The 21,217-nt window shown below is 65.4% G+C and carries 17 protein-coding genes; 11 read left to right on the top strand and 6 right to left on the bottom strand.

Annotated elements, in window-relative coordinates:
- Window positions 1-7: 7 nt before the first annotated feature.
- Window positions 8-1,282 carry a hypothetical protein gene (locus tag METLW4_RS0101445; RefSeq protein ID WP_018264420.1) on the bottom strand — a complete coding sequence of 425 codons (1,275 nt, stop codon included), beginning with the start codon at window positions 1,280-1,282 and terminating at the stop codon, window positions 8-10.
- An 8-nt stretch (window positions 1,283-1,290) separates the two neighbouring features.
- Window positions 1,291-1,944, bottom strand: coding sequence for an ABC transporter ATP-binding protein (locus METLW4_RS0101440; protein WP_026191162.1), 654 nt, complete (start codon window positions 1,942-1,944; stop codon window positions 1,291-1,293).
- 253 nt (window positions 1,945-2,197) lie between these two features.
- On the opposite strand from METLW4_RS0101440, the gene METLW4_RS0101435 reads away from it, so the two are divergent.
- The 5 genes from METLW4_RS0101435 to METLW4_RS0101415 all read left to right on the top strand — a co-directional run bounded on the left by METLW4_RS0101435 (window position 2,198) and on the right by METLW4_RS0101415 (window position 11,022).
- Window positions 2,198-4,375: a glycosyltransferase family 2 protein gene (locus METLW4_RS0101435; RefSeq protein ID WP_245258389.1), complete on the top strand. Its 2,178-nt coding sequence runs from the start codon at window positions 2,198-2,200 to the stop codon at window positions 4,373-4,375.
- A 183-nt stretch (window positions 4,376-4,558) separates the two neighbouring features.
- Window positions 4,559-5,206: a class I SAM-dependent methyltransferase gene (locus METLW4_RS23610; protein WP_157234752.1), complete on the top strand. Its 648-nt coding sequence runs from the start codon at window positions 4,559-4,561 to the stop codon at window positions 5,204-5,206.
- Between the two features lie 37 nt (window positions 5,207-5,243).
- The gene (locus METLW4_RS0101425) at window positions 5,244-6,698 is read left to right on the top strand and encodes a hypothetical protein (RefSeq protein WP_026191161.1); all 1,455 of its coding nucleotides are present in this window, start codon (window positions 5,244-5,246) and stop codon (window positions 6,696-6,698) included.
- Between the two features lie 243 nt (window positions 6,699-6,941).
- Window positions 6,942-8,879 carry a methyl-accepting chemotaxis protein gene (locus METLW4_RS0101420; RefSeq protein WP_018264416.1) on the top strand — a complete coding sequence of 646 codons (1,938 nt, stop codon included), beginning with the start codon at window positions 6,942-6,944 and terminating at the stop codon, window positions 8,877-8,879.
- Window positions 8,880-9,075: 196 nt separating this feature from the next.
- Entirely contained in the window at window positions 9,076-11,022 is a 1,947-nt protein-coding gene (locus METLW4_RS0101415) for a methyl-accepting chemotaxis protein (RefSeq protein WP_018264415.1), read from the top strand.
- On the opposite strand, the gene METLW4_RS0101410 is transcribed toward METLW4_RS0101415, so the two are convergent.
- Window positions 10,998-11,588, bottom strand: a complete 591-nt coding sequence (locus METLW4_RS0101410) for a TetR/AcrR family transcriptional regulator (RefSeq protein WP_043332013.1) — start codon at window positions 11,586-11,588, stop codon at window positions 10,998-11,000. The genes METLW4_RS0101415 and METLW4_RS0101410 overlap by 25 nt on opposite strands.
- 340 nt (window positions 11,589-11,928) lie before the next feature.
- On the opposite strand from METLW4_RS0101410, the gene METLW4_RS0101405 reads away from it, so the two are divergent.
- A complete protein-coding gene (locus METLW4_RS0101405) occupies window positions 11,929-12,555 on the top strand; it encodes an outer membrane protein (RefSeq protein WP_018264413.1) in 627 nt (208 codons plus the stop codon).
- 164 nt (window positions 12,556-12,719) lie between these two features.
- Here the strand turns inward: METLW4_RS0101405 and tsf are convergent, their stop codons facing one another.
- From tsf to METLW4_RS0101390, 3 genes are all read right to left on the bottom strand, one after another.
- Window positions 12,720-13,643 carry a translation elongation factor Ts gene (gene tsf / locus METLW4_RS0101400; protein WP_018264412.1) on the bottom strand — a complete coding sequence of 308 codons (924 nt, stop codon included), beginning with the start codon at window positions 13,641-13,643 and terminating at the stop codon, window positions 12,720-12,722.
- Window positions 13,644-13,730: 87 nt separating this feature from the next.
- Window positions 13,731-14,789: a 30S ribosomal protein S2 gene (locus tag METLW4_RS0101395; RefSeq protein ID WP_018264411.1), complete on the bottom strand. Its 1,059-nt coding sequence runs from the start codon at window positions 14,787-14,789 to the stop codon at window positions 13,731-13,733.
- A 186-nt stretch (window positions 14,790-14,975) separates the two neighbouring features.
- On the bottom strand, window positions 14,976-15,758 hold the full coding sequence (locus METLW4_RS0101390) for a hypothetical protein (protein ID WP_018264410.1): 783 nt from the start codon (window positions 15,756-15,758) through the stop codon (window positions 14,976-14,978).
- A gap of 259 nt (window positions 15,759-16,017) precedes the next feature.
- Here METLW4_RS0101390 and METLW4_RS0101385 point away from each other — a divergent pair, with 259 nt between their 5' ends.
- From METLW4_RS0101385 to METLW4_RS0101365, 5 genes are all read left to right on the top strand, one after another.
- Complete coding sequence (locus tag METLW4_RS0101385) at window positions 16,018-16,305, top strand: YciI family protein (RefSeq protein ID WP_018264409.1); 288 nt, start codon at window positions 16,018-16,020, stop codon at window positions 16,303-16,305.
- Window positions 16,305-16,727 (top strand): EVE domain-containing protein, encoded by a 423-nt coding sequence (locus METLW4_RS0101380; RefSeq protein WP_018264408.1) that lies wholly within the window; start codon window positions 16,305-16,307, stop codon window positions 16,725-16,727. Before METLW4_RS0101385 ends, METLW4_RS0101380 begins: the two co-directional genes overlap by 1 nt.
- A gap of 181 nt (window positions 16,728-16,908) precedes the next feature.
- A complete protein-coding gene (gene mdh / locus METLW4_RS0101375; protein WP_018264407.1) occupies window positions 16,909-17,871 on the top strand; it encodes a malate dehydrogenase in 963 nt (320 codons plus the stop codon).
- 76 nt (window positions 17,872-17,947) lie between these two features.
- Window positions 17,948-19,147, top strand: coding sequence for an ADP-forming succinate--CoA ligase subunit beta (sucC, locus tag METLW4_RS0101370; protein WP_018264406.1), 1,200 nt, complete (start codon window positions 17,948-17,950; stop codon window positions 19,145-19,147).
- 161 nt (window positions 19,148-19,308) lie between these two features.
- Entirely contained in the window at window positions 19,309-21,138 is a 1,830-nt protein-coding gene (locus METLW4_RS0101365) for a tetratricopeptide repeat protein (protein ID WP_018264405.1), read from the top strand.
- Window positions 21,139-21,217: the final 79 nt, after the last annotated feature.

The following is a 21,217-nucleotide window of genomic DNA, read 5'->3' as shown; positions in this document are numbered from 1 at the left end:
GGCGCGCTCACGCCATATGGTTGCGCACGAAGGCGATGAGTCCGACGACCACGCCATAAAGGGTGAGCGAAATGGCGAGCAGCAGGCCCGTATAGAGCCAACGCCGCGGATAGCGCGCGTCCTCCGGCAGAGCGGGCGATTCGATCTGATGGAGATAGAGCAGCTTGCGGTCGCTGAACAGGCGCGCGCCGTCGAGCGAGGCGGTCGCGATCTCATAGCTCGTCTCGGCGATCTTATGCTCGAGGTCGAGATTGGCGAAGGTCGTCATCTTGCCGGAGAGCGTCTTGCGCGCCAGCGCGTCGAGCCCCTGCGCTTCCCGCGTGGTGATCTCCGCCTCGAGGTTGGCGACCTGCTTCTCGAGCGATTCGATGCGCCGCTTCATCACGCGCATCTGCGGCGCGCTCTCGTCGACGTAGCGCGACTGGGTGAGATATTCCTGCTGATATTTCAGCAGCTCGATCTGGACGGCAGAGAGCACCTCGCTCTGCGATTTGCTGGTCTGGCGAACGTCGATCAGCCCTTCCGTATTGCGCGCGCGCTCCAAATTCACGCGCGCGACCTTCAGCCGCTCGGCGGCGCGCTCGACATCCTGCTCGGAGGCCCGCACAGTGTCCTGCCGCATGCGCTCATTGAGATCATTGACCAGAGTCTCGCAGTCGGCGATCACCTTGTCGGCGATGGTCTTGGCGTCGGCGGGCGAGAAGGCGCGGACCGTCAGCGTGACGATTCCCGAGGGAAAGGTGATCGTCGCCGTGGCCATCTTCTTCCAGTATTCGGTGAATTTCTCGATCGGTTTCGACTTTTTGAAGCGCGCCCACCAATCGATATGATCCGAGCCATAGAGCTCGCGTAGATTGACCTGGCGCTCGAGCTGCTCGACCAGAGTCCGGCTCTCGATATATTCGATGATGATCATCGAATCTTGAAAGATCATCATCTGCGGCAGGCCGGTCACCGAGCCGAGCCCGTCGAGCTTGGGAATGGCCGCGCTGCTCACGGTGAATTTCGCCTCGGCGACATATTGGTCCGAGGCGAGCAGCCCGTAATAGAGCCCGCCGACGACATTGGGGATCGCCACCATGACGATGGCGAGGACGAGAAAGGCGATGCGCATCGCCTTTGCGCCGCGCCGCTCGGCGAAGCTGGATTTCTGATAGGCGCCGCGCGCCCGCGCCGAGAAGCGCGCTCGCCGCGCGGCTTCGGCCAGAAAACGCTGAACGGCCTCGGCGCGCTCCAGCGCATTGACCGTGCGAAAATCGGGAGACTTCGGAGGTTCGTCCATCCTCGCCTCTATCGGTTCATTCGATTGTACATCTCGATCGCCTTGGCGACCGTGTCGAACATGAAGAGGCGGCCGTCGACGAGCACGCCGCCGCGGTCGCAATAATCGGCCACGGCCTGCATCGAATGCGAGACGAAGATGACGCTCGAATTCTTGCGCCGCTGGTCGAAAGCCTCCTGGCATCGCTTCTGAAATCGCATGTCGCCGACGCCGGTGATCTCGTCGATGAGATAGACGTCGAAGTCGATGGACATGGACATGCCGAAGGCCAGACGCGCGCCCATGCCCGACGAATAGGTCTTCACCGGCGCGTCGAAATAATCGCCGAGCTCGGAGAACTCCTCGACGAACATCGCCGCCTTGCGCGGATCGGCGCCGTAGATTCGCGCCACGAAATGCACATTCTCGCGGCCGGTCATCGCCGGATGAAAGCCGCCGCCGAAGCCGAGCGGCCAGGAGACACGCACCGTGCGCCGCACCCTGCCGGAATTCGGCAGCTCGGTGCCCGCTATGACCTTGAGCGTGGTCGTCTTGCCGGCGCCGTTGACGCCGAGCAGACCATAGGAATAGCTCGTGTCGAAAACCATCGACACATGATCCAATATGACCTTCGAGTGTCGCTCGGTCTTATAGAATTTGAAGACGTCTAAGAGTTGGATCATCTTCTCTTCGAGCAGGCTTCGCCAGGGAACCGCCATTGACGCGAACCGCGCCCTTATAGCCCAGCGCGAGCGCCGCGTCCACGCGGGCGCGACGGCCTAATTTCGCCACTTTTCCGCCACGGCCGCATCACGCGCGACAGGCGCCGAGCTATGGCCAAGGCGCCGCGGCTCGACTATATCACGCGAGCGCGGAGCCTCAGGTCCGCGACTCATATTCGGGAAAGCTAAGGTCTTGTTGCTGAGAATTCCTTCTGTGCGTCGATCCGGCCTTCGCCGGCTCGGCTGGGAGAGCTGGCAGGCCACGGATGCGGACCCGCTCTTCGTCTTCGTCACGGGCTTTTTGCGCGCCGCCTATATCATTCTCGAGGTCGCCGACGCCGATCAGACGCTCGACCCGCGCATCTATATCGATTTCGGCAAGGGCTTCGAGCCGGATGACGAGATCGAGCTCAAGCACACGCGCGACGGCCTCTATGTGATCGCGCTGCGGAGCTTCGGCCGCGTGCATCATGTCCGTTTCGATCCCTCCTCCTACCCTTCGAGGTTTCGTTTTCGCGCCTTCATCGCCTATGACGAGAAATCCGTGCGCGCCTTCGTCGGCGGCAGGCTGCGCGCGGCGGCGCGCGGCGAGCGCGCGGCGCCGCTGTGCGAGACCATAGCGCGGCCCGGCGCGCCGGAGCTTTCCGGCGTCGGCGCGCGCGTCGCCAAGGTGCGCGGCGCGACTCCGCATTTCGAGCAGGTGATCGCCATGGCCAACGCCCGCTACGCCGGCGCGCCGGCCTGGACGGGCGAGCGGCCGGCGTTCTCCTTTGTAACGCCGGTCTATGACGCGCCGGCGCTCTATCTCGACCAATTGCTCGATTCCTTTCGGATACAAAGGGCCGGCGCCTATGAGCTGATCCTCTCCGACGACGGCTCGACGTCGCGCGAGACGATCGACTGGCTCGAGCGTCATCGCGACACGCCGCATGTGACGATTCTGCGCGCGGCGCAGAATGGCGGGATCGCCGTCGCCACCAATAGCGGCCTCGCCGCGGCGCGCGGCGATTGGGTCGGCTTCATCGATCACGACGACGCGCTCGCGCCTTACGCCGTCGATGCGCTGCTGGAGACGATCGAGCGCACGCCCGGCGCGCAATTCGTCTTCACCGACGAGATCGTCGCCGACGCCAAGCTGCAGCCCAAGCATTACTCGCTGAAGCCGGCCTTCGACCCCGTGCTGCTCTCCGGCGTCAATTACGTCAATCACCTCTCGCTCTATCGTCGCGAGCGGCTGCAGGCGCTGGGCGGCCTGCGCCGCGGCTACGAAGGCTCGCAGGATTATGATCTGCTGCTGCGCTACACGCGCAGCCTCGCGACGGAGGAGATCGTCCATCTCCCCTACCCCGCCTATCTCTGGCGCCGCGACGGCAAGAGCTATTCGGTGAGCTTTCTCGATCGCGCCACGACGAGCGCGCGCCGCTCGCTGGCGGAAAGCTACGCCGTCGACGGCGCGCCGGCGACAGTGGAGCCCGCGCGCAACGCCGATCTGCATCGCGTGCGCTTTTCGCCGAAGGACGACGCCTGGCCGCTCGTCTCCATCATCGTGCCGAGCCGCGATTCCTTCGCGCTCGTCTCCCGCCTCTTCGACGATCTCACCTTGCGGACCGATTATCCGCGCATGGAGATTCTCGTTGTCGACAATGGCACGAAGGACGCGCGCGTTCTCGATCTCTATGAGCAGAAGAAGGCGGCCTATCCTTTCGTCTCCGTCGATATCGTCGAGGAGACATTCAACTTCTCGCGGCAGGTCAATCGCGGCCTCAGGGCGGCCCGCGGCGATTGCATGCTGCTGCTCAACAACGACATAGAGGTCATGGACGCCGGCTGGCTGAAAGAGATGGTCTCCTGCCTCGCCTATCCGTCGACGGGAATTGTCGGCGCGCGTCTGCTCTATCCCAATGGAACATTGCAGCATGCGGGCGTCGTCATGGGCCTCGGCTCGGTGGCGGGACATTGGTTCTGCGGCATGCCCGGCGATTATCCAGGCCCCATGGGTCGGCTCGACGTCCGCCAATCCATGGCGGCGGTGACGGGCGCCTGCATGCTCGTCACGCGCGCCTGCCTCGAGGCCGTCGGCGGGCTGGACGACGAGAATTTCGCCATTGCCTATAACGACACGGATTATTGCATGCGCGCCGGCCGCGCCGGCTTTCGCGTCGTATGGACGCCTTTCGCAACGCTCACTCATCATGAATCGTCGAGCCGCGGCAGCGACGAGACCAACGCCAATATCGCGCGCTTTCGCCGCGAGCAGGACGCGCTGCGCAAAAAATACGATCTCGTGAATTACGTCGATCCCGCATTCAACCCCTGGTACAGTCGCGACAATGCGGCGCCGCGATTGCAGCTGCTGAGCAGCCTGCCGCCGGGCCGTCATTTCCGCGTGTAGCGCCGCCGATTGCCAAAAGCGTCGCGACAGCGTAATCCGTCGCGCCGCGTCGCGGGCGCCCACGGGCGCGCTCGGCGCAAATGGAATTGTCGAAAAATTCAGTCGTGTTTTCGATGGGGATTCGAAAGCATTTCTGCTCGTCGCCGAGGGATGATCATATCGATGCTGAGGAAGCTGCGAGACATGCTGCCGAAACGAGGGCCCTCGCGTCCTCCGGCGGAGGTTTTCGACTCCTATGTGTCGAGCGTTCCCCGCCTGCAGAACGCCATCGATGTGATCGGCGGATGGAGCTGCGCTTTTCCGCCCGCATGCGGCGTCTCCGCCGGTCGGACCGAAGCCTTCGACGATGCGCGCATTCGGTGGGCGATCGATTGCTTCGGCTCGCTCGAGGGCCGCAATGTGCTCGAGCTTTCGCCGGGCGAGGCGGGCCACAGCTTCCTTCTCGAATCCGCCGGCGCGCGCGTCGAGGCGATCGAGCCGAGCCGAGCCGCCTTCATCCGCTGCCTCGTCGCCAAAGAGGTGATGCGCCTCTCGCGAACGCGCTTCTGGCTCGGCGATATGGAGGCGTTTCTACGCGAGACGGACAAAAGCTATGATCTCGTCGTCGCCTATGATGCGCTGAGCCGGTTCGCCGATCCGCTCGCGGCCGTCGCGCTTCTCGCGCGCCGCGCCGACGCGCTGTATATTCACACCCAAGTCGCGCAGCGTGGAGCGGCGTCTTCGCTCCGCCGCGATGATCTGATCGCCGCATTGCATGAAGCCGGTTTTACGAACATTCGAGAGGCGGAGAGCGGCCACTCCTCCGAGCTTTCGATTTTTGCGCGCAAGTGACACGCAGCGCTCGCGCGCGCCATTAGGAGCACGGCCGATGTTCTTCTCGCGCAAGCGTCAAAGAGAATTCTCCGGCTATGTCGATCTCGCGAGCGGCGGCCGCGTGTCCGGCTGGGTCTATGACCGATTGCGGCCGCGCGATCGATTCGATGTCGAGATCTGCTCCGCCGGCGCCGTGATCGGCGTCGCGCGCGCCGATCGGCCGCGCGAGGATTTGGCGCGCGCCGGCTTCGGCGACGGAGGCTATGGCTTCGATTTCGATCTGCCGGCGGGCGATTATCCCGAAGAGACGCTAGCCGCCCGCGTGCGCGGCGAGGAGTTCTGGCTGCTGGAGAACGCCAGCCGGCGCAGCCTTTCGGCCGATCTGCTCAATTCCACGCGGCGCGGCCTGCCGCGGCTGGAGCCGACCTTGTCGCTGCGGCCGGTCGACGAGCGCGACATAGAGATCGCCGCCGAGCTGCAGAGCGCCTGGGCGCGGCGCGCCGGCGGCCGCGGCGCGCGGCACCTGGGCGGCGGCGGCGCCATGTGGACCGATATCGTCTCTCATCGCCATCAGCCGCTGCTCGCGCTTCTCGACGGCGGCAATCCGCGTGCGCTGGCGCAATGTCTCGTCGATGTGCAGAAATCCTCCGCCGCCACCGGGCTCGAGCAGGGCGTGCAGGCCTATCGGGATTTTCTCGCCGCCTCGCCGGAGGGCCGCCGAGCCGCGGTCGCGCCTTTTCACGATATGCTGGCCTCGCTGGCGCAATATATCGGCGTCGCGCGGGTGGAATGCGCCGAGCAGGATTATGTCGGCGAGACGCTGGTCGCCTCCTCGCGCGCGCTGGTCGCCGAGATCGAGGCGGCGCTCGGCTTTCCCATCGCGCCGCCCGCCGTCTTCGACGGGCTCTATGGCCTCGCCTTGGACGGAAATGTGCTGCACGGGCGCGATATCCAGGCGCTCTATCTCGCTTTGCGCACAATAGAGGCGAGCGGCCTCGCGCGCCCGCGCATTTGCGAGATCGGCGGCGGCTTCGGCAAGGCGGCGCGCTATGCGCTGCTGGCCGGCGCGCGCCATTACACCATCGTCGATCTGCCGACCGTCGCCGCCATGCAATTTTTCGCGCTGCGGCGCGGCCTGCCGGAGGCGAGCGTGCAGTTCCGCCATCCTCACGAGCCGTCCCGCGGCGAGGGCGTCGATCTCGTCCTCGCGCCGGAGATCGACGACAACGCCCGCATCGAGAGCGACATAATCGTCAATTGCGATTCCTTTCCCGAGATGGGCGACGCCGTCTGCCGCAGCTATTTCGCGCGCATCGGCCGCTGGGCGCCGCTGCTGCTGAGCGTCAATCAGGAGGCCAATCGCGTGGTCGGCTCCTCCGGCCGGCAATCAGTGGTGGGCGCGCTGCTGCCCGATTACGGCTTTGCCCGCCGCTATCGCTTCCGCAGCTGGATCCGGCGCGGCTATGCGGAGGAGCTGTGGGCGGCGCCGGAGCGCCGCGCCGAAGGGTGACGCGACGCCGCAGGCGCCCCTGTCTCGTTGGTCAAATGCAAAAATCATCCGTATTGTCAAAAACATAGATATTTCTGAAACCTTTCCAGGCCTAGGCTCGTCGCTGGTTCGACCGACCCGAGGCATGAGGCCCGCCGGAAACTCCGAGCGCGTCGGCGACCGTCCCCATTCTCACCGCGGAGCGAATGCGCCTGCCGGGCGACGGCGCGCATCTCGATCTCCGCCTCGAAGGACCCGTGCGCGATGCGATTCGACGATTTCAAGCTCACCACCAAAAACTTGCTGCCGCTCGCGCTGACCGGCCTGCTGTTTCTCGGCGTGACGGCGCTCGGCGTCTACCGCATCCAGGACCTCGGCCACCGTTACCAATATTTGACGGATCATTCGGACGCCGCCCTGGTGCGGCTGCTGCGGACCAATCGCACCGCGGTCGAGGTGGGCTACGCCGTTCATTCGATGATCGCTTATGAATCCGACACGGAATTGTTCAAGCTCGCCGAGAAGAATTTCGGAACCGCCAAGGAGCGCGTCGACGCGCTTCTCGACGCGGCGGCGCAGCTCGATCCGACCCGCGCCCCGGCGATCAAGGGATTCCACGCGCGGATCGACAAGATCATCGAGGACGCCGAGCCCGCCATTCGCATCGCGCGGGATGTTCCGGGCGTCGAGATCGGCTCGCGCCTGCAGCCGCGCGAGCTCGACGCGCTCGCCAAATGCCTGGCGATTCTGCGCAATGTCGATATGCAGCTGGAAAAGCTCACCGAGGATATGAAGAAATTCAACGAGGCGGTGCTCGAGGACAATCAGCATGTCGGCGACGAGCTGCGCCGCCAGACCGAGCAGACGATCTGGACCATGGTCATCGTCGGCGCTCTCGCGCTGCTCGCCGGCGGCGGCGCCACTTTCTATGTCTCCAGCCGCAAGATCGGCGCGCCCATCGCGCGGCTCACCGGGCAGATGAGCGCCATCGCCGGCGGCAATCTCGACATTGTCGTGGAAGGCGTCACGCGGCGAGACGAGGTGGGCGCGATGGCGCAGGCGCTCGACACGTTCAAGCGCAACGCCCATGAGCTGCAGGCCGCGGAGGCCCGCACGGCCGAGGAGAAGCGGCGCAGCGAGCGAGCCGACGCCGAGCGCCGCGCCGAGGCGGCCATCGCCGAGAAGGAGCGCGAGGCGGCGCTGAAGGCGATCGGCAGAGGCCTCGAGAAGCTCGCCGCCAAGGATCTCGTCTATCGCCTCTCGGAGGATATGCCCGCCGCCTATCGCGGCCTGCAGAGCGATTTCAACGCGGCGATCGGCCAGCTGGAGGCGGCGCTGGGCGTGGTGGCGGGCGGCGCGGAGGCGATCGGCTCCGGCGTCGATCAGATCGCCGTCGCCGCCGACGATCTCGCCCGCCGCACCGAGCAGCAGGCCGCCAGCCTCGAGGAGACCGCCGCCGCGCTGGAGGAGATCACCACCACGGTGAAGAAGAGCGCCGAGGGCGCGGTCAGCGCGAGCGACATCGTCGGCTCCACCAAGACCGAGGCGGAGAAGAGCGGCGCGATCGTCCGCCGCGCGGTCGACGCCATGGGGCGGATCGAGAAATCCTCTCAGGAGATCGGCCAGATCATCGGCGTCATCGACGAGATCGCCTTCCAGACCAATCTTCTGGCGCTCAACGCCGGCGTCGAGGCGGCGCGCGCGGGCGAAGCCGGCAAGGGCTTCGCCGTGGTGGCCTCGGAAGTGCGCGCTCTGGCGCAGCGCTCCGCCGAGGCCGCGCGCGAGATCAAGAGCCTCATCTCCACCTCGACGGTCGAGGTGGAGCAAGGCGTCGAGCTGGTCGGCGCGACCGGCCGCGCGCTGGAGAAGATCGTCACCCAGGTGGCGGAGATCGATCGCGTCGTGGCCGACATCGCCGCCGGCGCGCGCGAGCAGGCCACCGGCCTCGCCGAGGTCAACGCCGCCGTAACCCAGATGGATCAGAACACGCAGAAGAACGCCGCAATGGTGGAGGAGACCACGGCCGCCAGCCACAGCCTGCGCAAGGAGACCGAAGGGCTCACGCGCTCGGTGGCGAGCTTCCGGCTCGGCGAACGGCCGCAAGCGCGGCGCCCGGTGCCGAGAGCGGTCTTCGCCGGCGGCGGCGGCGCCCTCCGCAAGCCGGCGCCTGTCCCGGCGCAGGAGGATTGGACGGAATTCTGAGCGCTGCGGCGCCCGTCTCCAAAAGGCCGCCGGAGCTCCCGGCGGCCTTTTCCATTTTCGAGCGCCCGCGCCGCGCCTGAAGTCGCAAAGACATAGATATTTCAGAAAGCTTTTGATGCTTTAGCTCGACAGTATTCTCACGGGCCTCCGACTTGGAAAGCGCCCCATGCGTCGTCGATTACGAGGAAGCTTCTCGATGCGGTTCGACAATTTGAAGCTCACCACCAAAAGCCTTCTGCCACTCGCCCTGACCTGCCTGCTCTTCATCGGCGCGACGGCGCTGGGGGTTCACCGCATGAGCGAGCTGGGGCGACGCTACGAAGATCTGACCGAGCATTCCTACGCCGCCGTGGTGAAGATGCTGCGCTCCAATCGCGCCATCACCGAATTCGGCCTCTCCGTCCATCAGATGCTCGCCTATGACGCCGACACGCCGATCTCGCGCGCCGCCGCGCAGGAGGCCGCCTCCGTCGGCGCCCGCGTCGAAACGCTGCTCACCGAGGCGATGCGGCTCGATCCGGCCCATGCGGCGCAGATCGACGGCTATCGCGATCGCTTCGCCAAGGTCTTCGAGCAGGCCAAGCCTGCGATCGCGATCGCTGAGCGGCTGCCGGCGCTCGAGCTCGGCGCGCGGCTGAAGCCGCAGGAGCTGGAGCAGCTCGCCAAATGCGTGTCGCTGCTGCGCGGCGCCGATGAGGAAATTCGCGCCATCGTCAATGATATGCGTTCCATCTATGTGGCCGCCGAGGCGGAGGACAAGCGCGTCGGGGAGGAGCTGCGTCGTCAGACGGAGCAGACGATCTGGACGATGATCGGCGTCGGCGCCCTCGCGGTTCTCATCGGCTGCGCGGCGACGCTCTATATTTCCAGCCGCAAGATCGGCGCGCCGATCACGCGCCTCACCGGCCAGATGGGCGATATCGCCAAGGGCGATCTCGGCGCCGTGGTGGAGGGCGTCGAGCGCGGCGACGAGGTCGGCGCCATGGCGCGGGCGCTCGACACGTTCAAGCGCAATGCGCAGGAGCTGCGCGCCGCCGAGAGCCGCGCCGCCGAGGAGCGTCGTCGCGGCGAGGAGGCCGAGGCGCGGCGCAAGGCCGAGCAGGCCGTGATCGAAAGAGAGCGCGAGGCGGCGCTGCAAGCGATCGGCGAGGGTCTCGAGAAGCTCGCCTCCAAAAATCTCGTCTATCGGCTCTCGGACTCCATGCCCGAGGCCTATCGCCGGCTGCAGAATGATTTCAACGCGGCCATGAGCCAGCTGCAGGCCGCGCTCGCCCTCGTCGCCGGCGGCGCGAAAGCCATTGACGCCGGCTCCGGCCAGATCGCCGTCGCCGCCGACGATCTCGCCCGCCGCACCGAGCAGCAGGCCGCCAGCCTCGAAGAGACCGCCGCCGCGCTGGAGGAGATCACCACCACGGTGAAGAAGAGCGCCGAGGGCGCGGTTCACGCCAGCACTATCGTCGGCGCCACCAAGATGGAGGCCGAGAAGAGCGGCGCGATCGTCCGCCGCGCGGTGGACGCCATGGGCCGCATCGAGCGCTCCTCGCAGCAGATCGGCCAGATCATCGGCGTCATCGACGAGATCGCCTTCCAGACCAATCTGCTGGCGCTCAACGCCGGCGTCGAGGCGGCGCGCGCCGGCGAGGCCGGCAAGGGCTTCGCTGTGGTGGCGTCGGAAGTGCGCGCCCTGGCGCAACGCTCCGCCGAGGCGGCCAAGGAGATCAAGGGCCTCATCTCCACCTCCACGGTGGAGGTGGACCAGGGCGTCGAGCTGGTCGGCGCGACCGGCAAGGCGCTCGACACCATCGTCTCCCAGGTAGCGGAGATCGACAAGGTGGTCGCCGATATCGCCGCCGGCGCGCGCGAGCAGGCGACGGGCCTCGGCGAGATCAACACAGCCGTCAATCAGATGGACCAGAACACGCAGAAGAACGCCGCAATGGTGGAGGAGACCACCGCCGCCAGCCACAGCCTGCGCAAGGAGACGGAGGCGCTGACGCGCTCTGTCGCGAGCTTCGCGCTCGGCGACGAGCACGGCTCCCACGGCCACGCGCCGCGGGCTGGGCTGAAGACCGTCTCCGCCGGACGCGGCGGCGGCGCGGCGCGCAAGCCGCTGCCGGCTCAGGACGATTGGGAGGAGTTCTGATCGCTCGCGACGAGCGGTCCGATCTCGTCGAGGCAGGCGGTGAGCAGGCGCTGGATCATCGGCCCGCTGTCGTCAGCGGCGAGCAGCGGCTCGACCCGCAGCACCTCCCGCATGATGGAGAAGCCGATGAGGCAGGAGACGAACAGCGCCGCGCGCTGCTGCGCCGCCCGCCCATCGAGCTTGTCCGCCAGCGGACCGATGAAGTCCCGATAACAGCAGGCGCGAATGAGATCGCGCGCCAGCGGGCTCGTCAGCGAGCGAATGAAGATTTGCAGCCCTTCATGCTGCTGCGATTCGAGCGCGAAGCTCGCGAAGACCGCGCCGAGCCGGCTGCGATCTGTCGATAGGAGAGCCGCCGGGCAGGCCTCGACGACGGCGGCGGCGAAGAGCTGCTCCTTGGAGCCGAAGGAGCGATGCACCAGAGCGACGTCGACGCCGACATCTGCGGCTATGTCGCGAAGCCTCACCTCCTCGAAGGAAGCGCGCGCGAAACGGGTGATCGCCGCGGCGAGAATGCGCCGCCGCGTCGCCTCCCCCGAACGCTTTTCCGATTTTTCCGGCCGCATCGAGAATCCTTCTCCCGATATGTATTCATAGTCGATCCCACGCGACGCGCCGTCAATCGGCATTCCGGCGGCCGGCCGATTTCGTGTCAAAATTTCGCGGCATTTTACCTATTAGGGAAATGTGAACCTTTCCCAGGCCAAGGTCACGGTAGTCCTCCGCATGGCGAAGCCTCCGGCGGGGCTCGGCCGGACCAGAAATCCGACGCGCTCGACCGGGATCTCGCCGCACAAATCAACTGCGGTTGACAAATCGGGCCGACTCGACGAATTTCGGCCCATGGTCACGTTCTAGCCGAGGCGGCGGCTGGGCGTCCTTTTTTCGTGCTCTTCGGAGGTTCACATGCATATCAAAACCAGCCTTTCGGCTCTCGCGGTCGCCGCCGCTCTCTCCGTCGGCGCCGCTCACGCCGCCGACCTGCCCTATCGCAAGGACGCGCCGGCCTTCGCGCCGCCGCCGCCGGTCTTCTCCTGGACGGGCGCCTATGTCGGCCTCAATGTCGGCGGCGGCTTCAAGGCGGACAACAGCTTCGGACGCGCCGGCGACGTCAGCGGCGTCGTGGGCGGCGGCCAGATCGGCTACAACTACCAGATCTCGCCGCTCTTCGTGGTCGGCCTCGAGACCGACTTCCAGGGCACGAGCCTGCGCTCCAACGTCGGCAGCACCAGCCTGCCGTGGTTCGGCACCGTGCGCGGCCGCGCCGGCTTCGCCCTGCTCGACTCGAAGCTCTTCGTCTATGGCACGGGCGGCTTCGCCTATGGCGAGCTGAACACGCGCTTCGGCAGCGACACCCGCACGGGTTGGACCGCCGGCGGCGGCGTGGAATACGCCTTCCTGCCGAACTGGTCGGCCAAGGTCGAGTATCTCTACACCGACCTCACCAACAATGGCGGCTTCGCCTTCGGCCCGCAGCGCGCGAAGTTCCACACGGTCCGCGCCGGCGTCAACTACCACTTCAACCTGTTCTAGTCGGAACGCCGCATGGCCCCTCCCGGGGCCATGCGGACGTTGGACCAGCAGGCGCAAAAACAAAAAAGGCGAAGCGACCATCGGTCCGCTTCGCCTTTTTCTTTTGGAAAGATCGGTTGCGCCGGAGACCGGCTCCCGGCCGCCGCAGCGGCCGGGGAATTCGATCAGCCCTTGGCGGCCGCCGCCACTTCCGCGGCGAAATCGCTGGTCTCTTTCTCGATGCCCTCGCCGAGCGCATAGCGAGCGAAGCCCTTGATCGTGATGGGCGCGCCGGCCTTGCCCTCATGCTCCTTGAGCGTCTGGGTGATGGTCTTGCCGCCGTGATCCGGGTGGTTCGAGACCTGATCGAGCAGCAAGACCTCCTTGTAATAGGTCTTGAGGCCCGAATCGATGATCTTCTCCAGCACATTGGCCGGCTTGCCGGCGTTCTTCTCGGCGAGCAGCGCCTTCTCGCGCTCCACCGTCGCCGGATCGAGGCCGGAGGCGTCGAGCGCCAACGGATTGGCCGAGGCGACATGCATGGCGATCTGGCGCGCGAGAGTCGACAGGACTTCCTTGTCGCCCTTGGACTCGAGCGCCACGATCACCGCGATCTTGCCGAGGCCGTCGGCGATCTGCGTGTGGACGTAGCGATTGACCGCGCCCTCCACCTTCAGCGGCGCGACGCGGCGCAGCGTCAGATTCTCGCCGATGGTGGCGATGCCGGTGGTGATCGCCTCCGAGACGACGCCGCCGCCCGGATAGGGCTTGCCGGCGAGCTCCTCGGCGCTGGTCGCGCCAGTCTCCAGAGCGACGCGGGCGATATTGTTGACGAGCTTCTGGAAGTCGTCGTTGCGGGCGACGAAGTCGGTCTCGGAATTCACCTCGACGACGACGCCGACGCCATCCTCGACGATCGCGGCGACGAGACCCTCGGCGGCCACGCGGCCGGACTTTTTGGCGGCCTTGGAGAGGCCCTTCTTGCGCAGCCAGTCGACGGCCGCCTCGATATCGCCATTGGTCTCGTTGAGGGCGGCCTTGCAATCCATCATGCCGGCGCCCGTGCTCTCGCGCAGTTCCTTGACGAGAGCGGCGGTGATCTGGGCCATGGGGTTAGACACCTCTAGCTAGAGCTAACGCCGGCCCCTTTGGGAGCCGGCGCGATAATCTTTCGTGAATGTGACGCTAGCGCGAAATCAGGCCGAAGCCAGCGAGCGCGCCTGATCGACCCAGCCGTCGCGGGCGATGCGGCCGTTGAGCTTGAGGTCCTGATCGAGCTTCTCGAGATCCGCGGGCGTCAGCGCCGCGATCTGCCAATAATGGAAGATGCCGCCGTCATTGAGCTTCTTGACCAGCTGCGGGCCGACGCCATGCAGCTTGGCGAGATCGTCCGGCGCTCCGCGCGGAGCGGAGAGCAGCTCGAAGGGCTCGAGCGCGATCTCGACCTCGGCGGCCGCCGCATCGGCGACGACCTCATCGGCCGAGCGCAGATCGGCGTGAACGCGGCCGAGCGCCGGCTCCGCCGTCGGCTGCTCCAAGGCGCCGACATCGAGGCCCGAGAGGCCCTGGCTGCGCGAGATGCCGTCGATCGCGGCGCGGGCGATGAGATCGCAATAGAGCGCGATGGCGCGGCCGGCGTCGTCGTTGCCCGGGATCGGGAAGGTGATGCCGTCCGGGTCGCAATTGGTGTCGAGGATCGCCACCACCGGAATCTTCAGGCGGTTGGCCTCCTTGATCGCCAGCTGCTCCTTATTGGTGTCGATCACGAAGATGAGATCGGGCGTGCCGCCCATGTCCTTGATGCCGCCCAGCGCCTTCTCGAGCTTGTCGCGCTCGCGGGTGAGCAGCAGACGCTCTTTCTTGGTGACGCCCGCGGCGCCGGCGCCGAGCTGCTCGTCGAGCTTGCGCAGGCGCTGGATGGAGCCGGAGATGGTCTTCCAATTGGTGAGCGTGCCGCCCAGCCAACGGGAGTTGATGAAATATTGCGCGCTGCGCTTGGCGGCGTCGGCGATCTGATCCTGCGCCTGACGCTTGGTGCCGACGAAGAGCACACGGCCGCCGCGCGCCACAGTGTCGGAGACGACCTTCAGCGCCTGATGCAGCAGCGGCACCGTCTGGGCGAGGTCGATGATGTGGATATTGTTGCGGGCGCCGAAGATATAGGGAGCCATCTTCGGGTTCCAGCGATGCGACTGGTGGCCGAAATGAGCGCCGGACTCGAGCAGGCCGCGCATGGTGAAATCAGGAATCGCCATTGTCATCTTCTCCGGTTCTAGCCTCGGCGAAAGCAGGATGAGCCGGAGAGCCGGCCACCGGAACGGCGCCTTGAAGCAGGAGCCGTGAGACTTTCGCCTGTGGGATGGCGCGGCTTATAGGCGAGAACGACGGTGGGGGCAAGCGGGGTGGGAGGCGGGAAAGCTTTCTCAACACACTCCGGCCCTTCACTTGAATGCAGCTCTCGCCTGCTCAAGCAGCCTCCGCAAGTGGTCAATCTGTCCTAGATCGAGAGAGTGCCCAAAGAACCGCTCAAACCACGCTGACTGAGCTTCCATAAACTGAAGCTTCGTCTCGTAGTCACTTAAATTACGCATATCGAAAAACGTCATGAAGATTCCGGCCGCACCAACCGACACTTTTGCCATCTCCGAGATAGTCGCATCAATCGCGCGATCAGCAAAGTAAGGCCCGCATTGCGCGTCTCCACCGGCGTTTGGCCGCAGCAATTCGAACCCCTGGAACGAGGCGTGCGCGCCCAGGTTGCACAAAAGCTGATAATGCTCCATACGCTTTCTTGTGGTGAATCCATCGCGGTCATCGAGCGTTGTGCGAACTTTAAAAGCACTAAATCGCTTGTTTCTTTCACTCTCGGAGCAGCTCCGCCATTCAGATATCAACGCCTTTTCTAACCGAAAATAATCGAGAAGAAATGTTATTTCTAAAATGTCACGTAATTGCATAACTGCGTTTTGATAGTATCCAGACATCGAATTTTGAACGGCGCCGGCACAACTATTAAAGAGACGAATTCCCAGGAGCTTGATGGTAAGCTGATCATTGTCCGTGCGCGGACATGCATGCACAAAATAATGAATGAGATTCATCGAATCTGCTACCATATTGAAGTGGTGAAGAAGCAGCTCAGATGCTTGAATGGCCGCTTTGCTCCTAGACCGGATAAACTCCTCGCCGCCGTGCAAGTAATCGATGTTTTCTGGGAACTTCATAAGCCACTCTTACATTTCGAACAAACTGTAGCATGACACCCGGAATATGGGGTGTCCCAACAGCCCTCATCCGACCCTCGCTAACGCGAGGGCCACCTTCTCCCGCAAGCGGGAGAAGGAGTCACGCCCCGAGATTCGGCTGAATGCCGGATGGGCTTTCCACCCCGCTCTACGCTCTCTGCGTCCAATTCTATCGACCTCACCCCCGCATTCTGCTAATCACCGCCCCGCCGTCGCTTTCCCTTTTCACGAGGCCGCTTTGCCGCTCTTCGCCGCCCTCTGCCTGGACAAGCCCGATCATGTCGCACTCCGGCTCGCCACCCGCGAGGCGCATCTCGCCTTTCTCGCCGCCCATGCCGCGCAGGTGAAGCTCGGCGGGCCGTTTCTCGATGCGGACGAGAAGCCCGTCGGCTCGCTGCTGATCGTCGAGGCGGCCGATGCGGCGGCGGCGCAGGCGCTGCTCGCGGAGGACCCTTACGCGAAGGCGGGGCTGTTCGCGAGTGTCGAGGTCAAGCCTTGGAAGCGCGTGGTGGGGGCCGAGCTCTGATGGCGCATTGGCTGTTCAAGAGCGAGCCCAAGACCTGGTCCTGGGACCAGCAGGTCGCCGCCGGGGCGAAAGGCACCTTCTGGAACGGCGTGCGCAACCATCTCGCCAAGAAGCAGCTGATGGCGATGCAGATCGGCGAGCGCGGCTTCTTCTACCATTCCAACGAGGACAAGGCCGTCGTCGGCGTGGTGGAGGTCATCAAGACCTATTATCCCGACCATACGGACGAGAGCGGCAAATTCGGCATGGTCGATATAAAGGCCGTGGCGCCATTCGCGCGGCCGGTGACGCTCGCCGAGATCAAGTCCGATCCGCGCCTCGCCGAAATGGTGCTGGTCAATAATTCGCGGCTGTCGGTGCAGCCCGTCTCCGAGGAGGAGTGGAAGATCATTCTCTCGCTCGGCGGCGTGGACGCGCTCTAGGCCGAGCGGGCCGGCGTCGGAAGGGAGCGGGTTCGGAACAGCCTATTTCCACAGCCGCGCGGCGCAGGCGCGCGCGCTTGCTCAATTTTCGTGCGAAGCTTCGCTAGAAGCGACTCTCGCCTTTTCAGACGGGAAAAAGCGCGCTAGCAGTTTATTTCCAGGCACGCCCATAGGAGAAAAGATGGCGCGCAAGAAAATCGCCCTGATCGGCGCCGGCCATATCGGCGGGACGCTGGCCCATCTCATCGGCCTCAAGGAGCTCGGCGACGTCGTATTGTTCGACATCGCGAGCGGCGTGCCTCAGGGCAAGGCGCTCGACCTCTCCCAATCGGCGCCTGTCGAGGGATTCGACGCGCGCATCGCCGGCGCGGACGATTATTCCGCCATCGCCGGCGCGGATGTCGTCATCGTGACGGCGGGCGTGCCGCGCCAGCCGGGCATGAGCCGCGACGATCTGCTCACCATCAATCTCGGCGTCGTCTCCAAGGTCGGCGCCGGCATCAAGGCCTATGCGCCGAACGCTTTCGTCATCTGCATCACCAATCCGCTCGACGTCATGGTCTGGGCGCTGCAGAAGGCGAGCGGCCTGCCGACCAATAAGGTCGTCGGCATGGCGGGCGTGCTCGATTCGGCGCGCTTCCGATTCTTTCTGGCCGAGGAGCTGAACGTCTCGGTGGAGGATGTGAGCGCCTTCGTGCTCGGCGGCCATGGCGACGACATGGTTCCCTCCGTGCGCTACTCGACCGTCGCCGGCGTTCCCCTGCCCGATCTCGTCGCCATGGGCTGGACCACTCAGGCGAAGATCGACGCCATCGTCGACCGCACGCGCAAGGGCGGCGGCGAGATCGTCGGCCTGCTGAAGACCGGCTCCGCCTATTACGCGCCGGCCTCCGCGGCCATCGCCATGGCGGAGAGCTATCTGAAGGACAAGCGCCGCGTGCTGCCCTGCGCCGCCTATCTCGACGGCCAATATGGCGTCAGCGGGCTCTATGTCGGCGTGCCGGTGGTGATCGGCGCCAATGGCGTGGAGCGCGTCGTCGAGATCGCGCTCGACGCCGCCGAGCGGCAGATGTTCGACAAATCCGTCGGCTCGGTGAAGACGCTGATCGCCGCCAGCAAGGCGCTCGACCCCGCCTTCGCCTGAGCGCGCTGAGCCCCGTTTCCGCCCCCGGCGAGGGGCGCGTTGTCGCGACGAAGGTCGCAATCAGGATCGGTGAGAAATGAACATCCACGAATATCAGGCCAAGGCCATCCTGCGTGAGTTCGGCGCCCCGGTCGCCGAAGGCGCTCCGGCGCTCGCCGCCGGCGAGGCGCGCCAGGCCGCGAGCGGCCTGCCCGGCCCCGTCTATGTCGTCAAGGCGCAGATCCACGCCGGCGGCCGCGGCAAGGGCAAGTTCAAGGAGGCTTCGGCCGGCGAGAAGGGCGGCGTGCGCCTCGCCCGCTCGCTCGACGAGGTCGAGACCTTCGCCAAGGAGATGCTCGGCTCGACGCTGGTCACGGTGCAGACGGGCGAGGCCGGCAAGCAGGTCAACCGCCTCTATATCGAGGACGGCGCCGATATCGACAAAGAATTCTATCTCTCGCTGCTGATCGACCGCGCCACCTCGCGCGTCTCCTTTGTCGTCTCCACCGAGGGCGGTACGGATATCGAGGCGGTCGCTCATGCGACGCCCGAGAAGATCGTCACCTTCTCCGTCGATCCGGCGACCGGCGTTCTGCCGCATCATGGCCGCCGCGTCGCCGACGCGCTCGGCCTCACCGGCCCGCTGGTGAAGGAGGCGGTCTCGCTCACCGAGCGCCTGTTCTCGGCCTTCGTCGCCAAGGATATGGAGCTGCTCGAGATCAATCCGCTGATCGTCACCAAGGACGGGAAGCTGCGCTGCCTCGACGCGAAAATCTCCTTCGACGACAACGCTCTCTATCGTCATCCCGACGTGGTCGCGCTGCGCGACAAGACCGAGGAGGACGAGAAGGAGATCGAGGCCTCCAAATATGAGCTCGCCTATATCGCGCTCGACGGCACCATCGGCTGCATGGTGAACGGCGCCGGCCTCGCGATGGCGACGATGGACATCATCAAGCTCTATGGCGAGAACCCCGCCAACTTCCTCGACGTCGGCGGCGGCGCCACCAAGGAGAAGGTGACGGCCGCCTTCAAGATCATCACCGCCGATCCCAAGGTGAAGGGCATTCTCGTCAACATCTTCGGCGGCATCATGCGCTGCGACGTCATCGCCGAGGGCGTCATCGCCGCGGTGAAGGAAGTGGGCCTCGCGGTGCCGCTGGTGGTGCGCCTCGAGGGCACCAATGTCGATCTCGGCAAGGAAATTATTTCCAGCTCGGGCCTCGATGTGATCCCCGCCGACGATCTCGACGACGCGGCGCAGAAAATCGTCGCCGCCGTGCGCGGACGAAGCTGACGCGACGCTTTCGCGACAAAAGACGGCTGCCCCCGTTGGGATATTTCGCACTTGCGGGGGCGGCTCAAAACAGCCATCTTCCCGCATGATGGTGGCGCTCGGCGGCCTATTTCCGGGCGCGCCGGCGCCGCGCAGCTGCGGCCGATTGCGGGAAACAGCACGTGAACAGATTCTTCTCGTCCGATGCGCCGAGACGGCGCCGCGTTCGCTCTTTCTCGACCCGCGCGGCCTATGCCGCCGCGGCGTTCTGCGCTCTTTCGCTCGGGGTCGACGACTTCTCCGGCGCGGGGCTCTTCGTCGGCGAGGGCTCGGCTCACGCCCGCGAATCGACGCTCTCCATCGCCACGCCCTTCGAGGTCGGCGAGAGCGCGTCCGGCAATTATCTCGCCGCCATTGTCGCCGGGGCGGAACGCGACACGCTCGCGGCCTCGACATTTTTCCGCGAGGCGCTGCGCAGCGATCCGCGCAATCGCGAGCTGACCGAGCGCGCCTTCGTCGCCGCTCTCGCCAATGGCAATATGCAGGAGGCCTTCGCCCTCGCCGCCCATGTCGCCGCCTTCGACAAGAACAACGGCCTCGCCAATCTGACGCTGGGCGTCGAGGCGATAAAGGCCAAGAAATTCGCCAAGGCCCGCGCCGTGCTCGCCAAGGGCGGGCTCGACCGCAAGCATGACGTCACCTCCACGCTGCTCACCGCCTGGGCCTACGCCGGCGCCGGCGAAACCAAGCAGGCGCTGGCGACGGCCGACAAGCTCAAGGAAGACGCCTTCGCCGTCTTCCGCGACTATCATGCGGCGCTGATCGTCGATTCGGCCAAGAACGGCGACAAGGCCGAGGCGACAAAGCGCTTCAAGGCCGCCTATGGCTCCGAGCGCAACACGCTGCGCCTCGTCGACGCCTATGCGCGCTTTCTCGTCTCGCATGGCAGCCGCGAGGAGGCGCGCCGCGTCTATCGCGCCTTCGACGATCTCGCCCCGCGTCATCCCATCGTCACCGCGGCGATCGGCGACATCGATTCGGGCAAGCCGCTCGCCCCCTTCGTTCGCGACGCCGACGCCGGCGCGGCCGAGGTGCTCTATGGGCTCGGCGCGATCGGCGGCCGCCAGGGCGACGAGCTCGCCTCGCTGATCTATCTGCGCCTCTCGCTCTTCCTCGCGCCCGACAATGCGCTGGCGACGATCACGCTCGCCGACATTTACGAGCGCATGAAGCAGGAAGAGACCGCCATCGATCTCTATGACAGCGTGCCGAAGGACAGCCCGCTGCGCGTCAACGCCGATGTGCAGGCGGCGCTGCTGCTGGAGACGCTGGGCAAGACCAAGGAAGCCACCGACCACCTGCAGGCGGTGATCGTCGAGCATCCCAAGGATCAGGAGGCGCTGACCGCGCTCGGCAATATTCAGCGCTCGCGCAAGCTGTTCGCCGATTCGGTCACCACCTACACCAAGGTGCTGGACCTGCAGCCGCAGACCGACAAGAGCCAGTGGCTGCTCTATTATTATCGCGGCATCGCCAATGAGCGCCGCAAAAACTGGCCGATCGCCGAGGCCGATCTCAAAAAGGCGCTGGAGCTCTATCCCGACCAGCCGCTGGTCCTGAACTACCTCGGCTATTCCTGGGTGGATCAGGGCGTCAATCTCGACGAGGCGTTCAAAATGCTGCGCCGCGCCGTCGATCTACGCGCCCGCGACGGCTATGTCGTCGACAGTCTCGGCTGGGCCTATTACCGGCTCGGCCGTTATGACGAGGCGGTGCGCGAGCTCGAGAAGGCGGTCGATCTCAAGCCCTCCGATCCGGTCATCAACGACCATCTCGGCGACGCCTATTGGCGCGTCAATCGCAAGCTCGAGGCGCGCTTCCAATGGAATCACGCGCGCGACATGAGCCCCGATCCCGATGATCTGCCGAAGATCCTCGAGAAGATCGACAAGGGCCTCTCCGACTCGTCGCCCATCGCCAGCGATCAGACCAAGAAGAAGAACGGCGGCTGAGGGGGCGGGGCTCATCGCTCCCCCTGAGCGCATCTCTCTGGTGACGAAGATTTCAGCGCCGCCCTTCTCCACGAAGGAG

The sequence above is a fragment of the Methylosinus sp. LW4 genome (genome assembly GCF_000379125.1).
GTDB lineage: Bacteria > Pseudomonadota > Alphaproteobacteria > Rhizobiales > Beijerinckiaceae > Methylosinus.
The sequence above is the reverse complement of the archived record's forward strand: the minus strand, read 5'-3'. Positions and strand labels throughout refer to the sequence as shown.